This window comes from Streptomyces sp. NPDC018031 (assembly GCF_044327625.1).
Classification (GTDB): Bacteria; Actinomycetota; Actinomycetes; order Streptomycetales; family Streptomycetaceae; genus Streptomyces.
In genome coordinates this window covers 1,413,044-1,429,528 of the sequence record NZ_JBIRFT010000001.1, presented here as the reverse complement: position 1 = coordinate 1,429,528, position 16,485 = coordinate 1,413,044, and the positions used below count along the sequence as shown (strand labels likewise).

Annotated in this window: 11 protein-coding genes; 4 read left to right on the top strand and 7 right to left on the bottom strand. The window is 72.6% G+C overall.

The window, feature by feature from the left end; genetic code table 11:
* Nucleotides 1-78 precede the first annotated feature (78 nt).
* The 6 genes from ACH4B3_RS06100 to ACH4B3_RS06075 form a co-directional block, all read right to left on the bottom strand.
* Nucleotides 79-915 carry a DUF2993 domain-containing protein gene (locus tag ACH4B3_RS06100; protein WP_398461475.1) on the bottom strand — a complete coding sequence of 279 codons (837 nt, stop codon included), beginning with the start codon at nt 913-915 and terminating at the stop codon, nt 79-81.
* A gap of 387 nt (nt 916-1,302) precedes the next feature.
* Nucleotides 1,303-3,144, bottom strand: coding sequence for a hypothetical protein (locus ACH4B3_RS06095; RefSeq protein WP_398461474.1), 1,842 nt, complete (start codon nt 3,142-3,144; stop codon nt 1,303-1,305).
* A 10-nt stretch (nt 3,145-3,154) separates the two neighbouring features.
* Nucleotides 3,155-3,439: a MoaD/ThiS family protein gene (locus ACH4B3_RS06090; protein ID WP_398461473.1), complete on the bottom strand. Its 285-nt coding sequence runs from the start codon at nt 3,437-3,439 to the stop codon at nt 3,155-3,157.
* Nucleotides 3,440-3,617: 178 nt separating this feature from the next.
* Nucleotides 3,618-4,934, bottom strand: a complete 1,317-nt coding sequence (gene mycP / locus ACH4B3_RS06085) for a type VII secretion-associated serine protease mycosin (protein WP_398461472.1) — start codon at nt 4,932-4,934, stop codon at nt 3,618-3,620.
* A gap of 411 nt (nt 4,935-5,345) precedes the next feature.
* Complete coding sequence (mycP, locus tag ACH4B3_RS06080; protein ID WP_398461471.1) at nt 5,346-6,482, bottom strand: type VII secretion-associated serine protease mycosin; 1,137 nt, start codon at nt 6,480-6,482, stop codon at nt 5,346-5,348.
* A gap of 1,756 nt (nt 6,483-8,238) precedes the next feature.
* Nucleotides 8,239-8,847, bottom strand: coding sequence for a hypothetical protein (locus ACH4B3_RS06075; protein ID WP_398461470.1), 609 nt, complete (start codon nt 8,845-8,847; stop codon nt 8,239-8,241).
* Between the two features lie 285 nt (nt 8,848-9,132).
* Between ACH4B3_RS06075 and ACH4B3_RS06070 the strand changes: the two genes are divergently transcribed.
* Both ACH4B3_RS06070 and ACH4B3_RS06065 read left to right on the top strand, forming a co-directional pair.
* Nucleotides 9,133-10,872, top strand: coding sequence for an ABC transporter ATP-binding protein (locus ACH4B3_RS06070; protein ID WP_398461469.1), 1,740 nt, complete (start codon nt 9,133-9,135; stop codon nt 10,870-10,872).
* On the top strand, nt 10,869-12,842 hold the full coding sequence (locus tag ACH4B3_RS06065; protein WP_398461468.1) for an ABC transporter ATP-binding protein: 1,974 nt from the start codon (nt 10,869-10,871) through the stop codon (nt 12,840-12,842). Before ACH4B3_RS06070 ends, ACH4B3_RS06065 begins: the two co-directional genes overlap by 4 nt.
* Nucleotides 12,843-13,215: 373 nt before the next feature.
* Here the strand turns inward: ACH4B3_RS06065 and ACH4B3_RS06060 are convergent, their stop codons facing one another.
* Nucleotides 13,216-14,217 carry an alpha/beta hydrolase gene (locus ACH4B3_RS06060; protein ID WP_398461467.1) on the bottom strand — a complete coding sequence of 334 codons (1,002 nt, stop codon included), beginning with the start codon at nt 14,215-14,217 and terminating at the stop codon, nt 13,216-13,218.
* 321 nt (nt 14,218-14,538) lie between these two features.
* On the opposite strand from ACH4B3_RS06060, the gene ACH4B3_RS06055 reads away from it, so the two are divergent.
* Together ACH4B3_RS06055 and ACH4B3_RS06050 are read left to right on the top strand one after the other, a co-directional pair.
* Nucleotides 14,539-15,363 (top strand): response regulator transcription factor, encoded by an 825-nt coding sequence (locus ACH4B3_RS06055; RefSeq protein ID WP_398461466.1) that lies wholly within the window; start codon nt 14,539-14,541, stop codon nt 15,361-15,363.
* A gap of 24 nt (nt 15,364-15,387) precedes the next feature.
* Complete coding sequence (locus ACH4B3_RS06050) at nt 15,388-16,410, top strand: LacI family DNA-binding transcriptional regulator (RefSeq protein WP_398461465.1); 1,023 nt, start codon at nt 15,388-15,390, stop codon at nt 16,408-16,410.
* Nucleotides 16,411-16,485: the final 75 nt, after the last annotated feature.

The following is a 16,485-nucleotide window of genomic DNA, read 5'->3' as shown; positions in this document are numbered from 1 at the left end:
CGCGGCGCGCCGCCACACCACGGGGGCGGGCGGCGCGTCGCGGACGGGCACCGGCGGCCGGCCGGTTCCCCGGGTGGCTCAGCCGGCCAGGCTCACCTGCTCGCCGGCGATGGATATGTCCACACCCTCGCGGGTGGACTCCACGCCGTCCAGCCGCATCCCGGAGGGCAGGCCGTCCACCTTCCGGTCGAAGTCGGTACGGGACCGGACCTGCTGCTCCCACTTGCCCGGGATGCTGTCCGGGATGGCGTTGGCGCGCAGCCTGATGGTGTTGCCGTCGACGACGGACACCGTGCCGTTGGCGCTGACGCGCAGCCCCATGAACTTGCCGGTGATCTTGACCAGGCTCTTGCCGGTGGCGCTCTTGCCGGCGTAGCCGACCTCTATACCGGGGCCGGCGGCGGCCGACAGGTCCGCGTAGCTGATGTGCGCGCGGCCGGACGCGCGGTCCGCGGTCGCGGAGGAGAAGTCGCCGCCGATCCGCACGTTGTGCAGGACCGCGCGGAGCTCGGTGACCGTCACCCGACGGCCGTCGCCGGTGTCGGTCACCAGTCCGTCCAGGTTGATCTCGACCTCGTCCAGTTCCTTGCCGAACGCCTGGGTCAGGAACGGGAAGCCCTTGATCGAGACCTCGGGGGTGATGTTCAGCCCCTCCCGGCTCTTCAGCTCGTCGGCGGCCTTGGACTCCGCGAAGTTCACCGCGAGCCGGTCCGCGCCCACGAAGAGGCCGCCCAGCACCACGAGGGTGATGATCAGCCCGCGGCCGCGCCGTTTCCGCTTCGGCGGGCGCCGGTCGCCGTCCCCGTGCGGCCCGCCGCCGTACGGCCCCTCCCCGTGCGGGCCGTCGCCGCCGGGCCCGTCCCCGAGAGGTCCGCCGCCGTACGGGTCCGCGCCGGGCGGCGCCACCGCGGGCATGGCCGCCGTCCCGGCCGGCCCGGGCGGGTGCCCCGGACCCGCGGGCCCGGCGCCCGGGGCGAAGCCCGCTCCGTCCGTCCCGGCCGGCGCGCCCGCCGGGCCCCCCGGGTTCCCGGCCCCCGCCCCGCCCCCCGGAGCCGCGGCGCCGGCCGGCCGCGGCGGGAGCGGCGGGTGAGCGGGGTTCGCCCCGCCGGCCGGACCCGTCTCGTCGGTGGTGTGCGCAGCGTCTGTCATCCTCGTCCCCCCAGTGGTTGTCGGCGGGCGCCTGCCCGCGGCATGCGAGCCTAACCGGAGAGGTGCGCCGCCCGGCGGAAGACCGCGCCCCGCCGGCCGCCCGGCCGGTGCCGGGCAGGCCCGCGGGGCGCGGGACGGACGGGGGCGCGGCGATCAGCCGATGGCCCGCCCGATGAGGTACACGGCGGGGGCGGCCGCCGCGAGGGGCAGCGCCACCCCGGCGGTCATGTGGACGAACCGCGACGGGTAGTCGTAGCTCGCCACCCGCAGCCCGATGAGCGCGCACACCCCGGCCGCCAGGCCCAGGCCCGCGGCCTCGGCGGTGCCGATGCCCGTCAGATGCCCGGCGCCGACCCCGGCGCCCGCCGCGGCGAGCAGCGCGAGGACCACCGAGACCGCCGTGGGCAGCGGCACCGCCCGGGCGATCGCGGCGATGGCGACGGCCGCCGCGCCCACCGCCACCGCGTCCGAGGACTCGGCGGCGGTGGCCAGGTGACCGGCCGCGATCACCGTGACGGCGGTCGAGGCGGTGGTCGCGGTGAGGCTGTACATCCGCTCGTCGGCCGAGCTGCGGTTGCGCAGTTGCAGGACGATGACGAGCAGCAGCCAGACGCCCAGGGTGCCGATGACGACCGTCGGCGCGTCCTCGCGGTCGGTCGCCAGCAGCCCGATGTCGGCGGCGAGCCCGCCGGCGAAGGCGAGCGCGATGCCCTGCCGCGCCGGCCACATGCCGTTGAGCCGGAACCACCCGGCCGCCGTGACGGCCTGGAGCAGCACCACCACGGCGGCGGTCGCGGGCCGGGGCAGCGAGGCGGTGGCCGCCAGCAGACCGGCGATCGCGGCGGTCAGCAGGGCGGGCGTCATGCCCGGGTCGATGATGGGGGAGCGGCCCTCGGCCCGCGCCCGCTGCGCCGCGGTGAGCGGCTTCGCCGGAGTGGCCGGCTCCGCCGCGCTCCCCGGCGGTTCGGCCCCGGCCGGCCGCCCGCCCCCGGGCGCCTGCCCCGCGGTGCCGGCCGGAGCGTCGCCGGACTGCCCGGCGGTGCCGCCCGGGGCGCCGGACGCCGGGACCGGCGCGGGCCGCTGTCCCTCCGGGTGGCCGGGGGCGGACTGCGGTGCGGCGTGGCCCGGCGCGGCGTGACCGGCGGCCTGCGGCGGGAAGTAGGCGGTGTCGGCGCCGGTGTGCGCGGTCACCGGCTGCTGCTGCCCGGCCCAGGCATCCTGCGCGGCGTGGTGCGCCTGCTGCGGGTGCTGCGCCTGCGGGTCCTGATACGGCTGCGGGTCCTGGTATCCCTGCTGGCCCTGGTACGGCTGCCGGCTCTGGTGGGCCTGCTGGCCCTGGTACGGCTGCTGGTTCTGGTGCGCCTGCGGATGGCTTTGGTGGGCCTGAGCGTCTTGGTACCCCTGCCGGCCTTGGTAGCCCTGCGGGTCCTGATACGCCTGCGGGCTCTGGTAGCCCTGCGGGTTCTGGTACGGCTGCTGGGCCTGGTACGCCTGCGGGTCCTGGTACGGCTGCTGGTTCTGGTGCGCCTGAGGGTCTTGGTATCCCTGCGGGCTCTGGTAACCCTGCGGGTTCTGATACCCCTGCGAGCCTTGGTACGCCTGTGGGTCCTGGTAGCCCTGCTGGCTCTGGTACCCGTGCTGGTCCTGGTGTGCCTGAGGCTCCTGATACGCCGACTGGTCGTATGACCCCGGATACCCCTGCTGCCCGTGCGGTGCCTGCTGCCCGTACGGCCCCTGCTGTCCGTATCCGTCGTGCTGAGCCGGCTGCCCGTACGCGTCGTGCCGTCCGCACGCGTCGTGCTGCCCGTGGGGCTCGTACGCGGCCTGCCCGGGGGCAGCGGTGTTGTACCCGCCGGGCGCGTGACCGTGCGCCCCGTCCGCCCCCTGGGCCGGATACGGCGGGTACGGGTCGTCGGCCGGGGACTGCGGCTGCGGCTGCCGGTACGGGTCCGGTTCGTGACGGCCCGGGTCCGGAGACTGCGGCTGGTTGCTCATGGCTGCGGGCTCACCCTCCTGCGAACGGCGGGAGCACTTCGATCGTGCTGCCCTCCGCCAATGTGACCGTCGTGTGGTCGCGGGTACCGACCGGCTCGCCGTCCACCAGGAACGAACAGCGCAGCAGCACCCGGGCGAACTCCGGACGGGCGGTGTGCCGCTGCCGGGCCGCTTCCAGCGCGTCGGCGAGCGTCGCGGCGGCGTACGGCTCCTCCGCGGTGCCGGCCGCGGCCTTGGCGGCGGCCCAGTACCGGATGGTGCCGCCGGGCCGGTCCGTCGTGTCGCTTGTCACCATCGCGACCCCTTTCCATGTCATCCGCCGCGGCGGTTACCGCCTCCATGATGACGTGCTGCCGGAGAGGGAAAGTCCATCGGCGGGACCGCCGCGTCCCGGGCGGGTGATCGGTCGCGGGCCCCTGCGGCGGCCCGGCCGCCCGGCCACTTGGCCGCCCGGGCCCGGCCGTGCGGGCGGGTCACGGCCTCCAGGTGGTGCCGCCGCCGGACGGCCGGTTCCCCGGCCCGGGTGCCGCGGCCGTCACCTGAGATGACGCCGCGGCGGCGGCGCGGCGCCTGCGGACGGCCAGGCCGGCGGGCACCGCGGCGGCCAGCACCGCGCCGCCCACGCCCGCGGCGATCCAGACCGTCGAGTCCACGCCACCGTCGTCGCCTCCCGTGGCGGCGGGGGCGGCCTTGTCCTCGTCCTTCGCCGGGGACCGCGATCCGGACGGCTCGGGTGACGTGGGAGCCGAGGGCTTGGGGGGCGGGGTCTCGGCCTGCTTGAAGTCGGGCAGCGGGTAGACGTCGGCGGGCCCGGGGTCGCCGGGGTCCTTGAGGGCGACCCGGGGGCGGACGAGCCCGTAGCCGATGGCGTCGGTGCGCTTGGCGCCGCTGGTCGGGCCGCCGATGGTGTTGAGCATCACCCGCAGGACCTGGTTGTTGGTCCAGTCCGGGTGCTCGGCCCAGATCAGGGCGGCACTGGCGGAGGCGATGGCGGTGGCGTCACTGGTGCCATGGGACCTGCACAGGTCGATGCCGTTCGGACAGGCGTGGTACATCTCGTCGCCGGGCGCGGCGACATCCACGTACGGGCCGAAGTTGGACTCGCTGGTCCTGTGGAGATTTCTGCCGATGGCCGCGACCCCCACCACCCCGGGCGTCGACACGGGGAACCCGACATCCGAAGTGCCGTCGTTGCCGGTCGAGGCGAAGATGAGTGAGCCCTTGTCGAGGGCGTATTTCACGGCGGCCGTGAGCTGATCCGACCCCTTGAACGACCCGCTCGCGATATTGATCACCTGGGCGCCGGCATCAGCCGCATGACGGATGCCCTTGCTGAGATTCGCGTTGAACTCCTTCGAGCGCAGATTGGCGTCCTCCACCCAGGGCAGGCGGATCGGCAGGATCTTGGCGCCGGGTGCGAGTCCGAAGGTGCCCTGGCCCCCGTTCGCCCTGCCGGTCCCCGCGATGAGGAGGGCCATGGTGGTTCCGTGACCGTCGTAGTCCGTGTGCTCGTCGCCGGGCCTCTCCGGTGCGTCGTCCCTGCCGGGAAGTACTTGCCCCTGGAGGTCGGCGATATCGGCGTCGACGCCCGAGTCGATGACGGCGACCGTGATGCCCTCGCCGGTGCTGGTCTCCCACATCTGCTCGGCCTTCATCACGGTGAGGTACCACTGCCGTGAACGGATCGACTCCGCGTGCGCGGGGGTCGCCGCGCTGCCGATCAGCAGCAGCCCCGCGATGCCCGAGGCAGCAGCCCGCAGTCGGCCACTCCCATGGGTGCTGGTGGACATACGTTCCCTCTCGGTCTGGCTCTTCACGGTCGGTCGGCGGCCGACGACGCCGTTGCTTCGCGAGGTGTACGGGGCCGGGCCGACCGGCCCCGCTCCGGAAACATCGGAGGACGGCCTCCCAACGGTGATCTCCCGGGCCCCCGGGAACCGCCTTGAGCAGCCAGCCAGGATCGGACCGCTGCCGCCCGGCAGACGTCCGGCTCCCGGCTCCGGTAGCCCTCGCCCGGGCAGTACTTGAGGACGGTTGAGGGCATCGTGTGGCGTCCTGTGCCCCCAGAAGGCGGGCCGTCGCCCACGACCGGTGGGAGCCCGTACCCAGGGCGTGGCATGCCGATGTCGGGCCGACCGTCGGTCGGCAGGTCCACGGCGTCGGGGACTTCGGGTATCAGACGCGGAACCGAGTCAGGGACGTCAGGGCCCGCTCCCGGTCCCGTGGACTCGGGCATACGCGGTGGCGGCGCGGCGCCTGCGGACGGCCAAGCCGGCGGGCACCGCGGCGGCCAGCACCGCGCCGCCCACGCCCGCGGCGATCCAGACCGTCGAGTCCACGCCACCGTCGTCGCCTCCCGTGGCGGCGGGGGCGGCCTTGTCCTCCGCCGGGGATCGCGATCCGGACGGCTCGGGTGACGTGGGAGCCGAGGGCTTGGGGGGCGGGGTCTCGGCCTGCTTGAGGTCGGGCAGCGGGTAGACGTCGGCGGGGCCGGGGTCGCCGGGGTCCTTGAGGGCGATCCGGGGGCGGACGATGCCGTAGCCGATGGCGTTGGTGCGCTTGGCGCCGCTGGTCGGGCCGCCGATGGTGTTGAGCATGACCCGCAGGACCTGGTTGTTGGTCCAGTCCGGGTGCTCGGCCCAGATCAGGGCGGCACTGGCGGAGGCGATGGCGGTGGCGTCACTGGTGCCGTGTGACTCGCAAAGTTCAGTACCGTTTGAGCAAATGTGGAACATCTCGTCGCCGGGGGCGGCCATGTCCACTTGTGGACCCCAGTTGGACTCTTTCGTCCTACGGAGATCCCTTCCAACTGCCCCGACCCCCACAACTCCCGGGGTTGCCACGGGATATTCCAGGCTCGAGGTGCCATCGTTACCCGTCGGTGCAAAGATCAGGGAACCCTTGTCGAGGGCGTACTTCACGGCGGCGGTGAGCTGGTCTGATCCTTTGAATTGCCCCAGAGAGATGTTGATCACGCGCGCGCCGGAATCGGCCGCATAGCGGATTCCTTTGCTGAGGTTTTCGTTGTATTCCTTGTTGTGTCGAGGGGCGTCAAGGCCATGATCCGGCACCCGGACAGGGAGAATCTTGACTCCGGGTGCGAGGCCGAAGGTGCCGTTGCCGGCGGCGTCCTTTCCGGTGCCCGCGATAAGGAGAGCCATGGTCGTTCCGTGACCGTCGTAGTCCGTGTGTTCGTCGCCGGGTGATTCCGGTGCCTGATCCTTGCCGGGTAGTACTTGTCCTCGCAGATCCGGAAGATCGTCGTCAACGCCCGTGTCGATGACGGCGACCGTGATGCCCTTGCCGGTGCTCGTCAGCCACATCTGCTCGGCTTCCATGGCGGTGAGGTACCACTGCCGTGATCGGATCGAATCCGCGTGCGCGGGGCTCGCCGTGCTGCCGAACAGCAGTAGTCCCACAGCTGCGGCGACAGCACGCCTGAGTCGGTTACCTCGGTTGTCCCCGGCAGGCATGCGCTTCCTTTCAATCTCGCTGTTCAAGGTCGGTCACCGGCCGGAGGATCAGCCCTCCGATCATCCTGCTGCCCGGCATGTGGGTTCTCGCCGGTCCGCTCGGAGCCATCGTCCGGATTGCCGTTGTGGTGTACCAGCCCTGAGCCGCCGGGAGTGAACGAGCGACCAGGGGAAGACGCCTGCTGCGGTCGGCCGCCCACGATCCCCGTGGCCGGATTCGGGAGTCGGCGCTGGGGTGCGCCCCCACGGCGCTCAGTGTCCAGTCTGCTGGTACCTCCGCCGGCCGTGGTGCCAATGGGGCCTCGGCCGTACGCCCCCGGGGCCTCACCACCGATGACGGTGCCGCGGGGCAGCCCGGTCGCGCGTCCTGGCGGCTGAGGAACGGGGCGGCCGCCGACGACGCCGTTATTCCTCGGCGTTTGTCCGGGTCCAGGGCCCATCGGGCCTGATCCGGGGACCATCGGCGGACGCCCTCCAGTTGCTGAGCGTCCGGCATCCCGTGGTGTCCCCTGACCGCCGACAGTGGGGCCGGGGTTGTTCGGTAGACGCCCTGCACCAGACTCCGGTAGACGGCCCTGCCCAGGCAGTATCGGAGGACGGTCGCCAGTGAACGCGTTCCGTCCCGAGCTCGGAGGGGGCGGACCGCCGCCCACCATCGGTGGAATCATGTCCATGGGCTGAGGCCGTCCGAGGTCGGGCCTACCGCCGTTCGGAAAGTCCAGCGGGGGCCCGCCAGACGGCAAGGTGGGCGATGGCGGTGTGATCGTGTCAATCTCCATGCCCACGGCGCCCGAGTCGCTGGGTGCTGGACGCGTGACCGCGTCAGATGTGTCCCTCCCCGAGTCTGCTTCCGGCCCTCGCATTTCTGGTACATGCGGGGCTGAGGCGCCCGGAGCATAGACTCCCGCGGGCTCGACCGGGCGTTGCAACCCGGAGGAAGGAGAGAGGCCGGTCGCATTCCCTGGAGATGATGCGCCCGAATTGCTGATTCCGTGGGACACCACCTCACCGCGCCTCTCAGTCGCGGGCTGAATAGCCTTCGGTGGCGGCGGGACCCTGGGCCGCTCCAGCTTGTCCATCTCTGTGACAGACGTCCCGTACACGTTCGCGAGTCGCTCCATCTGATGGATGGCCTCTTGGCGCCGGTATTCCTTGTCGGCCGCGAGTCCTTTCAGTTCACCGCTGGACTTGCGCGCCACCGCGTCCGCGTCCGGGTCGTTGGGTGCGGCTTCGGCCGCGTCCAGATTGGCTTGCGCTTCCCCGGTGGTTGCGGAGTGCGGGAACGCCGACTTGACCTCAGTGATCATGCCTGCGGCCCGGGACAGCCAGCGCGCGGATTCCTTGCTGAACTCGCCCAGGCGCAGCGTGGCGTTGGCCAGGTCGGCGCTCCAGGTGCGGAAGGCTTCCGCCCCCTCACCCTTCCACGACACGTACTGCGGGCGGATCTTGAGTTCGTCGCCGATCTTCTCAAGCTCCTCGGCGGCCGTGCGCAGCCGGTCCGCGGCCCCGTGCACCATGGGCGAATCCGCCTGGTCCAGCCATGCGAGCATCTGCTCGTAAGTCATGGAGTCCCAGGATGTGCGGCCCCCACCCGTGCGGCCGGAGTTCGTGCCAGCGCCCATCAGATGCCGCCTTCCGAGTTGTCGCCCAACGACGGCTGCTCCGACTTCTTCCGCTCGTCACCGTCGTTCCTGCCGTGGCCCTGCCTGGTGTCGGGGACGTACTCGCCCCCGTAGTGCCTCTCGGTCTCCTCGGCGATCGCGGCCATCCGGTCCCGGACGTCCACGTCCAACCGCGCGTAGCCCTTGTGTGAGGCGAGTACCGCGATGCCCATGCCCTCGATGGAGTCGGACAGCATCTTGGAGAGCTTCTCCAGTTCCGTGATGACCTTTTCGTAGGAGCCGTAGAGGTCGGCCGCCTCGACGAAGTGACCGTCGCCGCCACCGAACTGGTGCCGTGACAGCTGTTCCTTCCCCACCTTGCCCGGGCCGGCCTCGGAGCCCTTGAGGTCCACGATCAGCTGGTCCACGCGCTTCTGGAACGTGGTGAACGATGACAGCTCGGTGGCCAGGTCAGCGGTGGCGTCGGCGACCTCCGAGGTCGCGTCGAATCCCTTGCGCAGCCGGTCGCCGAGAGCGGACGGCCACCCTGACGACTCCGACCCCGATCCAGGCCCCGACTCCGACCCCGACGCCGACGCCAGCGCCGTCCCGTCTTCGTGTGCGGACATGACTTCCCCCCATGCAGCCGACCCCCGAAGTCCCGGACGTCACTCTAGCGATCGGTCATGACAGTCCATAGTCAACACGTTGCAGGGAGCGACCGTGTTCGGCCATGGCGTCCGTCACTCGCCACGACGCGGCGGCCGGCGGCCCGCCCGCCCGCCGGCCGTCCCGAGGCCGCGCCGGATCGCCGGCGCGGGCCGTCGCGGCGAATCGCCGGAAAGACCTGGAAGAAGGGGAAAGAGAAGGGAAATCCATCGGACGCGCTGTCGAGTCACGCCTAGGGTTCCGGTGTGCTGGTCCGACTCATACGTGCCCGACTGCGGCCCTACTCCCGACCCATCGTGCTGATCGTCCTGCTCCAGCTGGTGCAGACGCTGGCCACCCTCTACCTGCCGAGCCTCAACGCCGACATCATCGACAACGGTGTCGTGCAGGGGGACACCGGATACATCCTGCGGATCGGCGGCCTGATGACGGCCGTCACGCTGTTGCAGATCCTCTGCTCCGTGGGAGCCGTCTACTACAGCGCCCGCACCGCGATGGCCCTCGGCCGCGATGTGCGGGCCGCGGTCTTCGACCGGGTGCAGTCCTTCTCCGCCCGTGAGATGGGGCGCTTCGGCGCCCCTTCGCTGATCACCCGCACCACCAATGACGTGCAGCAGGTCCAGATGCTGTGCCTGATGGCGTTCACCCTGATGGTGTCCGCGCCGATCATGTGTGTCGGCGGCATCGTCATGGCGCTGGACCAGGACGTCCCGCTCTCCGGGCTGCTGCTGCTGATCGTCCCGGTCCTCGGCACCGTGGTGGTGCTGCTGGTCCGCCGGATGCGGCCGCTCTTCCGCGGCATGCAGGAGCGCATCGACACGGTCAACCGGGTGCTGCGCGAGCAGATCACCGGCATCCGGGTGATCCGCGCGTTCGTCCGCGACCGGCACGAGCGGGAGCGGTTCGAGGTGGCCAACGCCGAGCTGCTGGACGTCTCGCTGCGCGCCGGGCGGCTGATGGCGCTGCTCTTCCCCGCCCTGATGCTGGTGGTGAACGCCGCCGGCGTCGCGGTGGTGTGGTTCGGCGGTCACCGCATCGACAGCGGTGACATGGAGATCGGCGCGCTGACCGCGTTCCTCTCCTATCTGATGCAGATCCTGATGAGCGTCATGATGGCCACCTTCATGTTCATGATGGTGCCGCGCGCCGAGGTGTGCGCCGAGCGCATCCAGGAGGTCCTCGACACCGGGACGAGCGTGGTGCCGCCCAGCACCCCGGTGCGCCCGGCGGCCGGGACCCGGCGCGGGCTGCTGGAGATGACCGGGGTGGAGTTCCGCTACCCGGGCGCCGAGGAGCCGGTGCTGCGGGACGTCTCGCTGATCGCCCGCCCGGGCCGGACCACCGCCGTCATCGGTTCCACCGGCAGCGGCAAGTCGACGCTGCTCGGGCTGGTGCCCCGGCTCTTCGACGCCACCGGCGGCAGCGTGCGGGTGGACGGTGTGGACGTGCGGGACCTGGACCCCGAGGCGTTGTCCGGGGCGATCGGGCTGGTGCCGCAGAAGCCGTACCTGTTCAGCGGCACGGTCGCCTCCAACCTGCGGTACGGGCGCCCGGACGCCACCGACGAGGAACTGTGGCAGGCCCTGGAGACCGCACAGGCCAAGGACTTCGTGGCGGCCATGGAGGGCGGGCTGGAGGCCCCCATCGCCCAGGGCGGGGCCAATGTGTCCGGGGGGCAGCGGCAGCGGCTGGCGATCGCCCGGGCCCTGGTCCGGCGCCCCTCGATCTACCTGTTCGACGACTCCTTCTCGGCCCTGGACTACGCCACCGACGCCCGGCTGCGGGCGGCGCTCGCCGCCGGTACCGAGGACGCGACGGTCGTGATCGTCGCCCAGCGCGTCTCCACCATCCGGGACGCGGACCGCATCGTGGTCCTCGACGAGGGCCGGGTCGTCGGTACCGGCACCCACACCGAACTGATGACGGACAACGAGACCTACCGGGAGATCGTGCTCTCCCAGCTCACCGAGCAGGAGGCGGCATGACCGCGGCACCGGGCAAGGGAACCCCGGCCCCCCGCAGAGGACCGGCGCCGGCCGCCGGAGCGGCCCGGTTCATGGGCGGCCAGCCCGCCGAACGGTCGATGGACTTCCGCGGGTCCGGCCGCCGGCTGCTCGCCACCTTCCGCCCCGAACGGGCCCTGATGCTGGTGGCGCTGGCCTTCGCGGTGGTCAGCATCGCGCTGACGGTGATCGGCCCCAAGCTGCTGGGCGACGCCACCGACCTGATCTTCGAGGGCATCGTCGGCCGGCAGCTGCCGGCCGACGAGACCAAGGCGCAGGCCGTGGAGCGGCTGCGGGACGAGGGCGACTCCACCGTCGCGGACATGATCGCGTCGATGGACGTGGTGCCGGGCGAGGGCATCGACTTCGACGCGATCGGCACCGTGCTGCTGTGGGTGCTGGGCGTCTACGTCGCCGCCTCGGTGCTCGGCCTGGTGCAGGCCCGGGTCTACACCGTGGTGGTCCAGCGGGCGGTGTACCGGCTGCGCCGGGACGTCGAGGAGAAGCTGGCCCGGCTGCCGCTGTCGTACTTCGACAAGCAGCCGCGCGGCGAGGTGCTGTCCCGGGCCACCAACGACGTCGACAACATCGGCCAGACCTTGCAGCAGACGCTCAGCCAGGCGATCTCGTCGCTGCTGACCATCGTCGGCGTGCTGGCGATGATGTTCTGGATCTCGCCGCTGCTGGCCCTGGTCGCGCTGGTGACGGTGCCGGTGTCGGTGCTGGTGGCCGCGAAGGTCGGCAAGCGGGCGCAGCCCCAGTTCGTCGCCCAGTGGAAGACCACCGGCGCGCTCAACGCGCACATCGAGGAGATGTACACCGGCCATTCGCTGGTGAAGGTCTTCGGACGGGAGCGGGAGTCGGCGCAGACCTTCCGCGAGCAGAACGAGAAGCTGTACGAGTCGGGCTTCCGGGCGCAGTTCATCTCCGGCATGATCCAGCCCGCGATGATGTTCATCGGCAACTTCAACTACGTGCTGGTGGCGGTCGTCGGCGGGCTGCGGGTGGCGAGCGGTTCGCTCTCCATCGGCGACGTGCAGGCGTTCGTGCAGTACTCGCGGCAGTTCAGCCAGCCGCTGACCCAGGTCGCCTCGATGGCGAACCTGCTGCAGTCCGGTGTCGCCTCGGCGGAGCGGGTCTTCGAGCTGCTGGACGCCGAGGAGCAGAGCCCGGACGCGGAGCGCTCCGGGCCGCGCCCCGAGCGGGTGACCGGCCGGGTGGACTTCGAGCGGGTCTCCTTCCGGTACCTGCCGGACCGGCCGCTGATCGAGGACCTGTCGCTGTCGGTGCGCCCGGGGCAGACGGTGGCCATCGTCGGCCCGACCGGCGCGGGGAAGACCACGCTGGTCAACCTGCTGATGCGGTTCTACGAGGTGAGCGGCGGGCGGATCACCCTGGACGGGGAGGACATCGCGGGGATCTCCCGGGAGGAGCTGCGGTCCCGGATCGGCATGGTGCTCCAGGACACCTGGCTGTTCGGCGGCACCATCGCGGAGAACATCGCGTACGGCGCGGAGTCGGCCTCCATGGACCGGATCGTCGCGGCCGCGAAGGCCACCCACGTCGACCGGTTCGTGCGCACCCTGCCGGACGGCTACGACACGGTGATCGACGAGGAGGGGTCCAACGTCAGCGTCGGCGAGAAGCAGCTGATCACCATCGCCCGGGCGTTCCTGGCGGAGCCGGCGATCCTGGTGCTGGACGAGGCGACCAGCTCGGTGGACACCCGCACCGAGGTGCTGATCCAGCACGCGATGGCGTCGCTGCGCAGCGGGCGCACCAGCTTCGTCATCGCCCACCGGCTCTCCACCATCCGCGACGCGGACCTGATCCTGGTGATGGAGGCCGGGCGGATCGTGGAACAGGGCACCCACGACGGGCTGCTCGCGCGGGACGGGGCGTACGCCCGGCTCTACCAGGCGCAGTTCGCCCAGCCGGTGGCGGAGGGGTAGCGGGGTCCGCGGGGCCCGGCCGGCGGAACCCGCGGAACCGGTTCCGGGGGGCCCGGCCCGTCCGCGCGGCACGGCGCGGCACGGCGCGGCACGGCGCGGCACACGGACGGGCGGGGGCGGGGCGCCCGCCGGGCTCACCCGGCCCCGGTGCGCCGGGGTCCGGCCGGGCCGCGGGCTTCCCCGGCCGGGCCGTCCGCCGGTGGCCGTCCGCCGGTGGCCGGCTGCCGGGGGCGGGCTGCCCGGGATCCGGCCGGGATTCCGGCGGGACCCCTCCCGCCCGGGCGTCCGGCCGGGGCCGCCCCGCCCCCGGTGCGCCGGGGCCTGCCCGGCCCCGGGCGGTGACTGCGGCCGGTCAGGCGGTGAGTGCGGCCGGTCAGGTGTGCGCGGTGGCCCAGGCCGCGATCCGGCCGAGCAGCTCGGGCGTCGCCGCGTTCTCCGCGTGGCCCATGCCGCGCTCGATCCACAGCTCGGTGGACGACGGATCGCCCGCCTCGGCCAGCATCCGCGGGTGGTCCAGCGGGAAGTACGGGTCCTGGTCGCCGTGGACGATCAGCAGCGGGGCGGGGGCGATCATCGGCACCGAGGCGACCGGGGAGAGCGGTACCGGGTCCCAGTCGTCGCGGGCGATGCGGGTCCGCAGGCCGTAGCGGGAGACCAGCCGTCCGGTCGGCCGGGTCACCACCCAGTGCAGGCGGCGCATCGGCGCGGTGCCGCGGTAGTACCAGCGGGCCGGGGCGCTCACCGCGACCACCGCGTCCGGGTGGGCGTCGTCGCGGAGGCCGGCCGGGAGGGCGGGGCCGCACCCGGGGGCGGTCTGGAGGTTCCGCGTGCCCCGGGATTCGCGCCCCGTGCGCCGTGCACTGTGCTCCGCGCGCCCCGTTCCGTGCTCCCGGTGCTCCGCGGACGGCCGTGGCCCGTCCGGCTGGATTTCGACGGTGCCTTCCGGGGTGCGCCGGGCGCCGTTGCAGAGCGCGGCCTGCCGCAGCACCACCGAGCCGCCCATGGAGAAGCCGACCGTCACCACCCGCCGGTGACCCATCTCACGCGCCCAGCGGACCGCCGCGGCGAGGTCCCGGACCTCCCGGTCGCCGACCGTCGAACGCCCGCCGGACCGGCCGTGACCTCGGAAGGAGAAGGTGACCACGGCCGCGTCCGGGCCCAGGCCGGCCGCCGCCCGGCGCAGCACGGGGCGTTCCAGCGCGCCGGTGAACCCGTGTGCCACCACGATCGCCGGTCCGTCGGCCGGGCCCGCGCCGGGGGTGTACGCGGCGTCGATCGGGACGCCGTCGTCGGTCAGGAGCGTCACTCTCCGAGCGCCTGACGTGACGGGGGGAACACCCCGGCGTGCAGATTCGGCCTCTGATCCGCGGGTCATGTGGGCTATTCTGCTGGGAAGAGGATCCGGGCAACGCAGCCCCCGGGTCCTTTTGTGCTTTGAGGCGTGTACCGCGCCTGTGAGCGCAAGCGTGCTCCAGGGCGCGGAGCCGCAACCGTACGAAGCAGTGCCGCACCCTCCCCCAGGCAGGGACCGAGGAGGAACCGACGTCATGGGCAAGCCAGGCCGGCCAACGATGCTGAAGGTGACGGAAAGCGTGCAGGACCGCGTACAGGACCGCGACCGCGACTACGACCTCGACCTCGACTACGACCTCGACATCCCGGACCGCTGGGCGACCGCCGGGGCGGGTGGTGGCCGATGAGTTCACTGCTGCTGCTGACCAACGCCCTCCAGCCGTCGACGGAGGTGCTGCCCGCGCTCGGCCTGCTGCTGCACAGCGTGCGGGTCGCCCCGGCCGAGGGCCCGGCGCTGGTGGACACCCCCGGAGCCGACGTCATCCTCATCGACGGCCGCCGCGACCTGCCGCAGGTCCGCAGCCTGTGCCAGCTCCTGCGGTCGACCGGCCCCGGCTGCCCGCTGATCCTGGTGGTGACCGAGGGCGGGCTGGCCGCCGTCACCGCCGACTGGGGCGTGGACGACGTCCTGCTGGACACCGCCGGGCCGGCCGAGGTGGAGGCGCGGCTGCGGCTGGCGACCGGCCGCCAGCAGATCAGCACCGACGACAGCCCGATGGAGATCCGCAACGGTGACCTGTCGGTGGACGAGGCGACGTACAGCGCCAAGCTCAAGGGCCGGGTGCTGGACCTGACCTTCAAGGAGTTCGAGCTGCTGAAGTACCTGGCGCAGCACCCCGGCCGGGTCTTCACCCGGGCCCAGCTGCTCCAGGAGGTGTGGGGCTATGACTACTTCGGCGGTACGCGTACGGTGGACGTGCACGTCCGGCGGCTGCGCGCCAAGCTGGGCCCGGAGCACGAGTCGCTGATCGGAACGGTCCGGAACGTCGGTTACCGGTTCGTCGCGCCGGAGAAGGTGGAGCGCGCGGCGGAGGAGGCCAAGGCCAAGGCGGCGGCGAAAGCCGCATCCGGCGCGGTACCGGGTGATTCCGGTGCGCGGGACGGGGCCGGGCAGCCCCGCCGTACGACTCGTCCGGAGCCGGTGTCGGCACGACCGGTCAAGGGATAGGTGGACCCGCGTAGACTGCCGCGCGTGGCCAAGGTGACGCGTGACGATGTGGCAAGACTGGCGGGGACCTCGACCGCGGTCGTCAGCTACGTCATCAACAATGGACCGAGGCCGGTCGCACCGGCCACGCGCGAGCGGGTACTCGCCGCGATCAAGGAGCTGGGGTACCGGCCGGACCGGGTGGCGCAGGCCATGGCGAGCCGGCGTACGGACCTGATAGGCCTGATCGTGCCGGACGCCCGTCAGCCGTTCTTCGCGGAGATGGCGCACGCCGTCGAACAGGCGGCCGCCGAGCGCGGCAAGATGGTGCTGGTCGGCAACTCCGACTACCTCGACGAGCGCGAGGTGCACTACCTCCGGGCCTTCCTGGGGATGCGGGTGTCCGGGCTGATCCTGATCAGCCAGGGCCCCAGCGAGCACGCCGCCGCCGAGATAGACGCCTGGGACGCGCGGGTGGTGCTGCTGCACCGCCGCCCGGAGGCGATCGAGGACGTCGCGGTGGTGACGGACGACGTGGGCGGCGCCCACCTGGCCACCCGCCACCTGCTGGAGCACGGGCACCCGTACGTGGCCTGCCTCGGCGGCACCGAGGAGACCCCGGTCGTCGGTGACCCGGTCACCGACCACGTCGAGGGCTGGCGCCGGGCCATGCGGGAGGCCGGGAAGCCCGTGGAGGGCCGGCTGTTCCAGGCCCCCTACAACCGCTACGACGCCTACAAGGTCGCGCTGGAGCTGCTGAGCGGCCCGGACCGGCCGCCGGCCATCGTGTGCGCCACCGACGACCAGGCGATCGGCGTGCTGCGGGCGGCCCGTGAGCTGCGCATCGACGTGCCCGGCGAACTGGCCGTCGCGGGCTTCGACGACGTGAAGGAAGCGGCGCTGACCGATCCGCCGCTGACCACGGTGGCCTCCGACCGCGAGGCGATGGCGCGGGCCGCGGTCGACCTGGTGCTGGACGACGGACTGCGGGTGGTGGGTTCGCGGCGGGAGCGGCTGCGCCAGTTCCCCTCGGCGCTGGTGGTCCGGCGCTCCTGCGGCTGCCACTGAGCCGCGGCGGGCCGTCCGGCCCCCCGGTCGCCGCGCGGTGACCCGCGGACCCGGCCCGCTCCGGTCGCCCTTATC

Bases quoted from the DNA above. Each gene is read 5' to 3' on its own strand.
- ACH4B3_RS06100 (WP_398461475.1), bottom strand. From the start codon at position 915: ATGCCCGCGGTGGCGCCGCCCGGCGCGGACCCGTACGGCGGCGGACCT.
- ACH4B3_RS06095 (WP_398461474.1), bottom strand. From the start codon at position 3,144: ATGAGCAACCAGCCGCAGTCTCCGGACCCGGGCCGTCACGAACCGGAC.
- ACH4B3_RS06090 (WP_398461473.1), bottom strand. From the start codon at position 3,439: ATGGTGACAAGCGACACGACGGACCGGCCCGGCGGCACCATCCGGTAC.
- mycP (WP_398461472.1), bottom strand. From the start codon at position 4,934: ATGTCCACCAGCACCCATGGGAGTGGCCGACTGCGGGCTGCTGCCTCG.
- mycP (WP_398461471.1), bottom strand. From the start codon at position 6,482: ATGGAAGCCGAGCAGATGTGGCTGACGAGCACCGGCAAGGGCATCACG.
- ACH4B3_RS06075 (WP_398461470.1), bottom strand. From the start codon at position 8,847: ATGTCCGCACACGAAGACGGGACGGCGCTGGCGTCGGCGTCGGGGTCG.
- ACH4B3_RS06065 (WP_398461468.1), top strand. From the start codon at position 10,869: ATGACCGCGGCACCGGGCAAGGGAACCCCGGCCCCCCGCAGAGGACCG.
- ACH4B3_RS06060 (WP_398461467.1), bottom strand. From the start codon at position 14,217: ATGACCCGCGGATCAGAGGCCGAATCTGCACGCCGGGGTGTTCCCCCC.
- ACH4B3_RS06055 (WP_398461466.1), top strand. From the start codon at position 14,539: ATGAGTTCACTGCTGCTGCTGACCAACGCCCTCCAGCCGTCGACGGAG.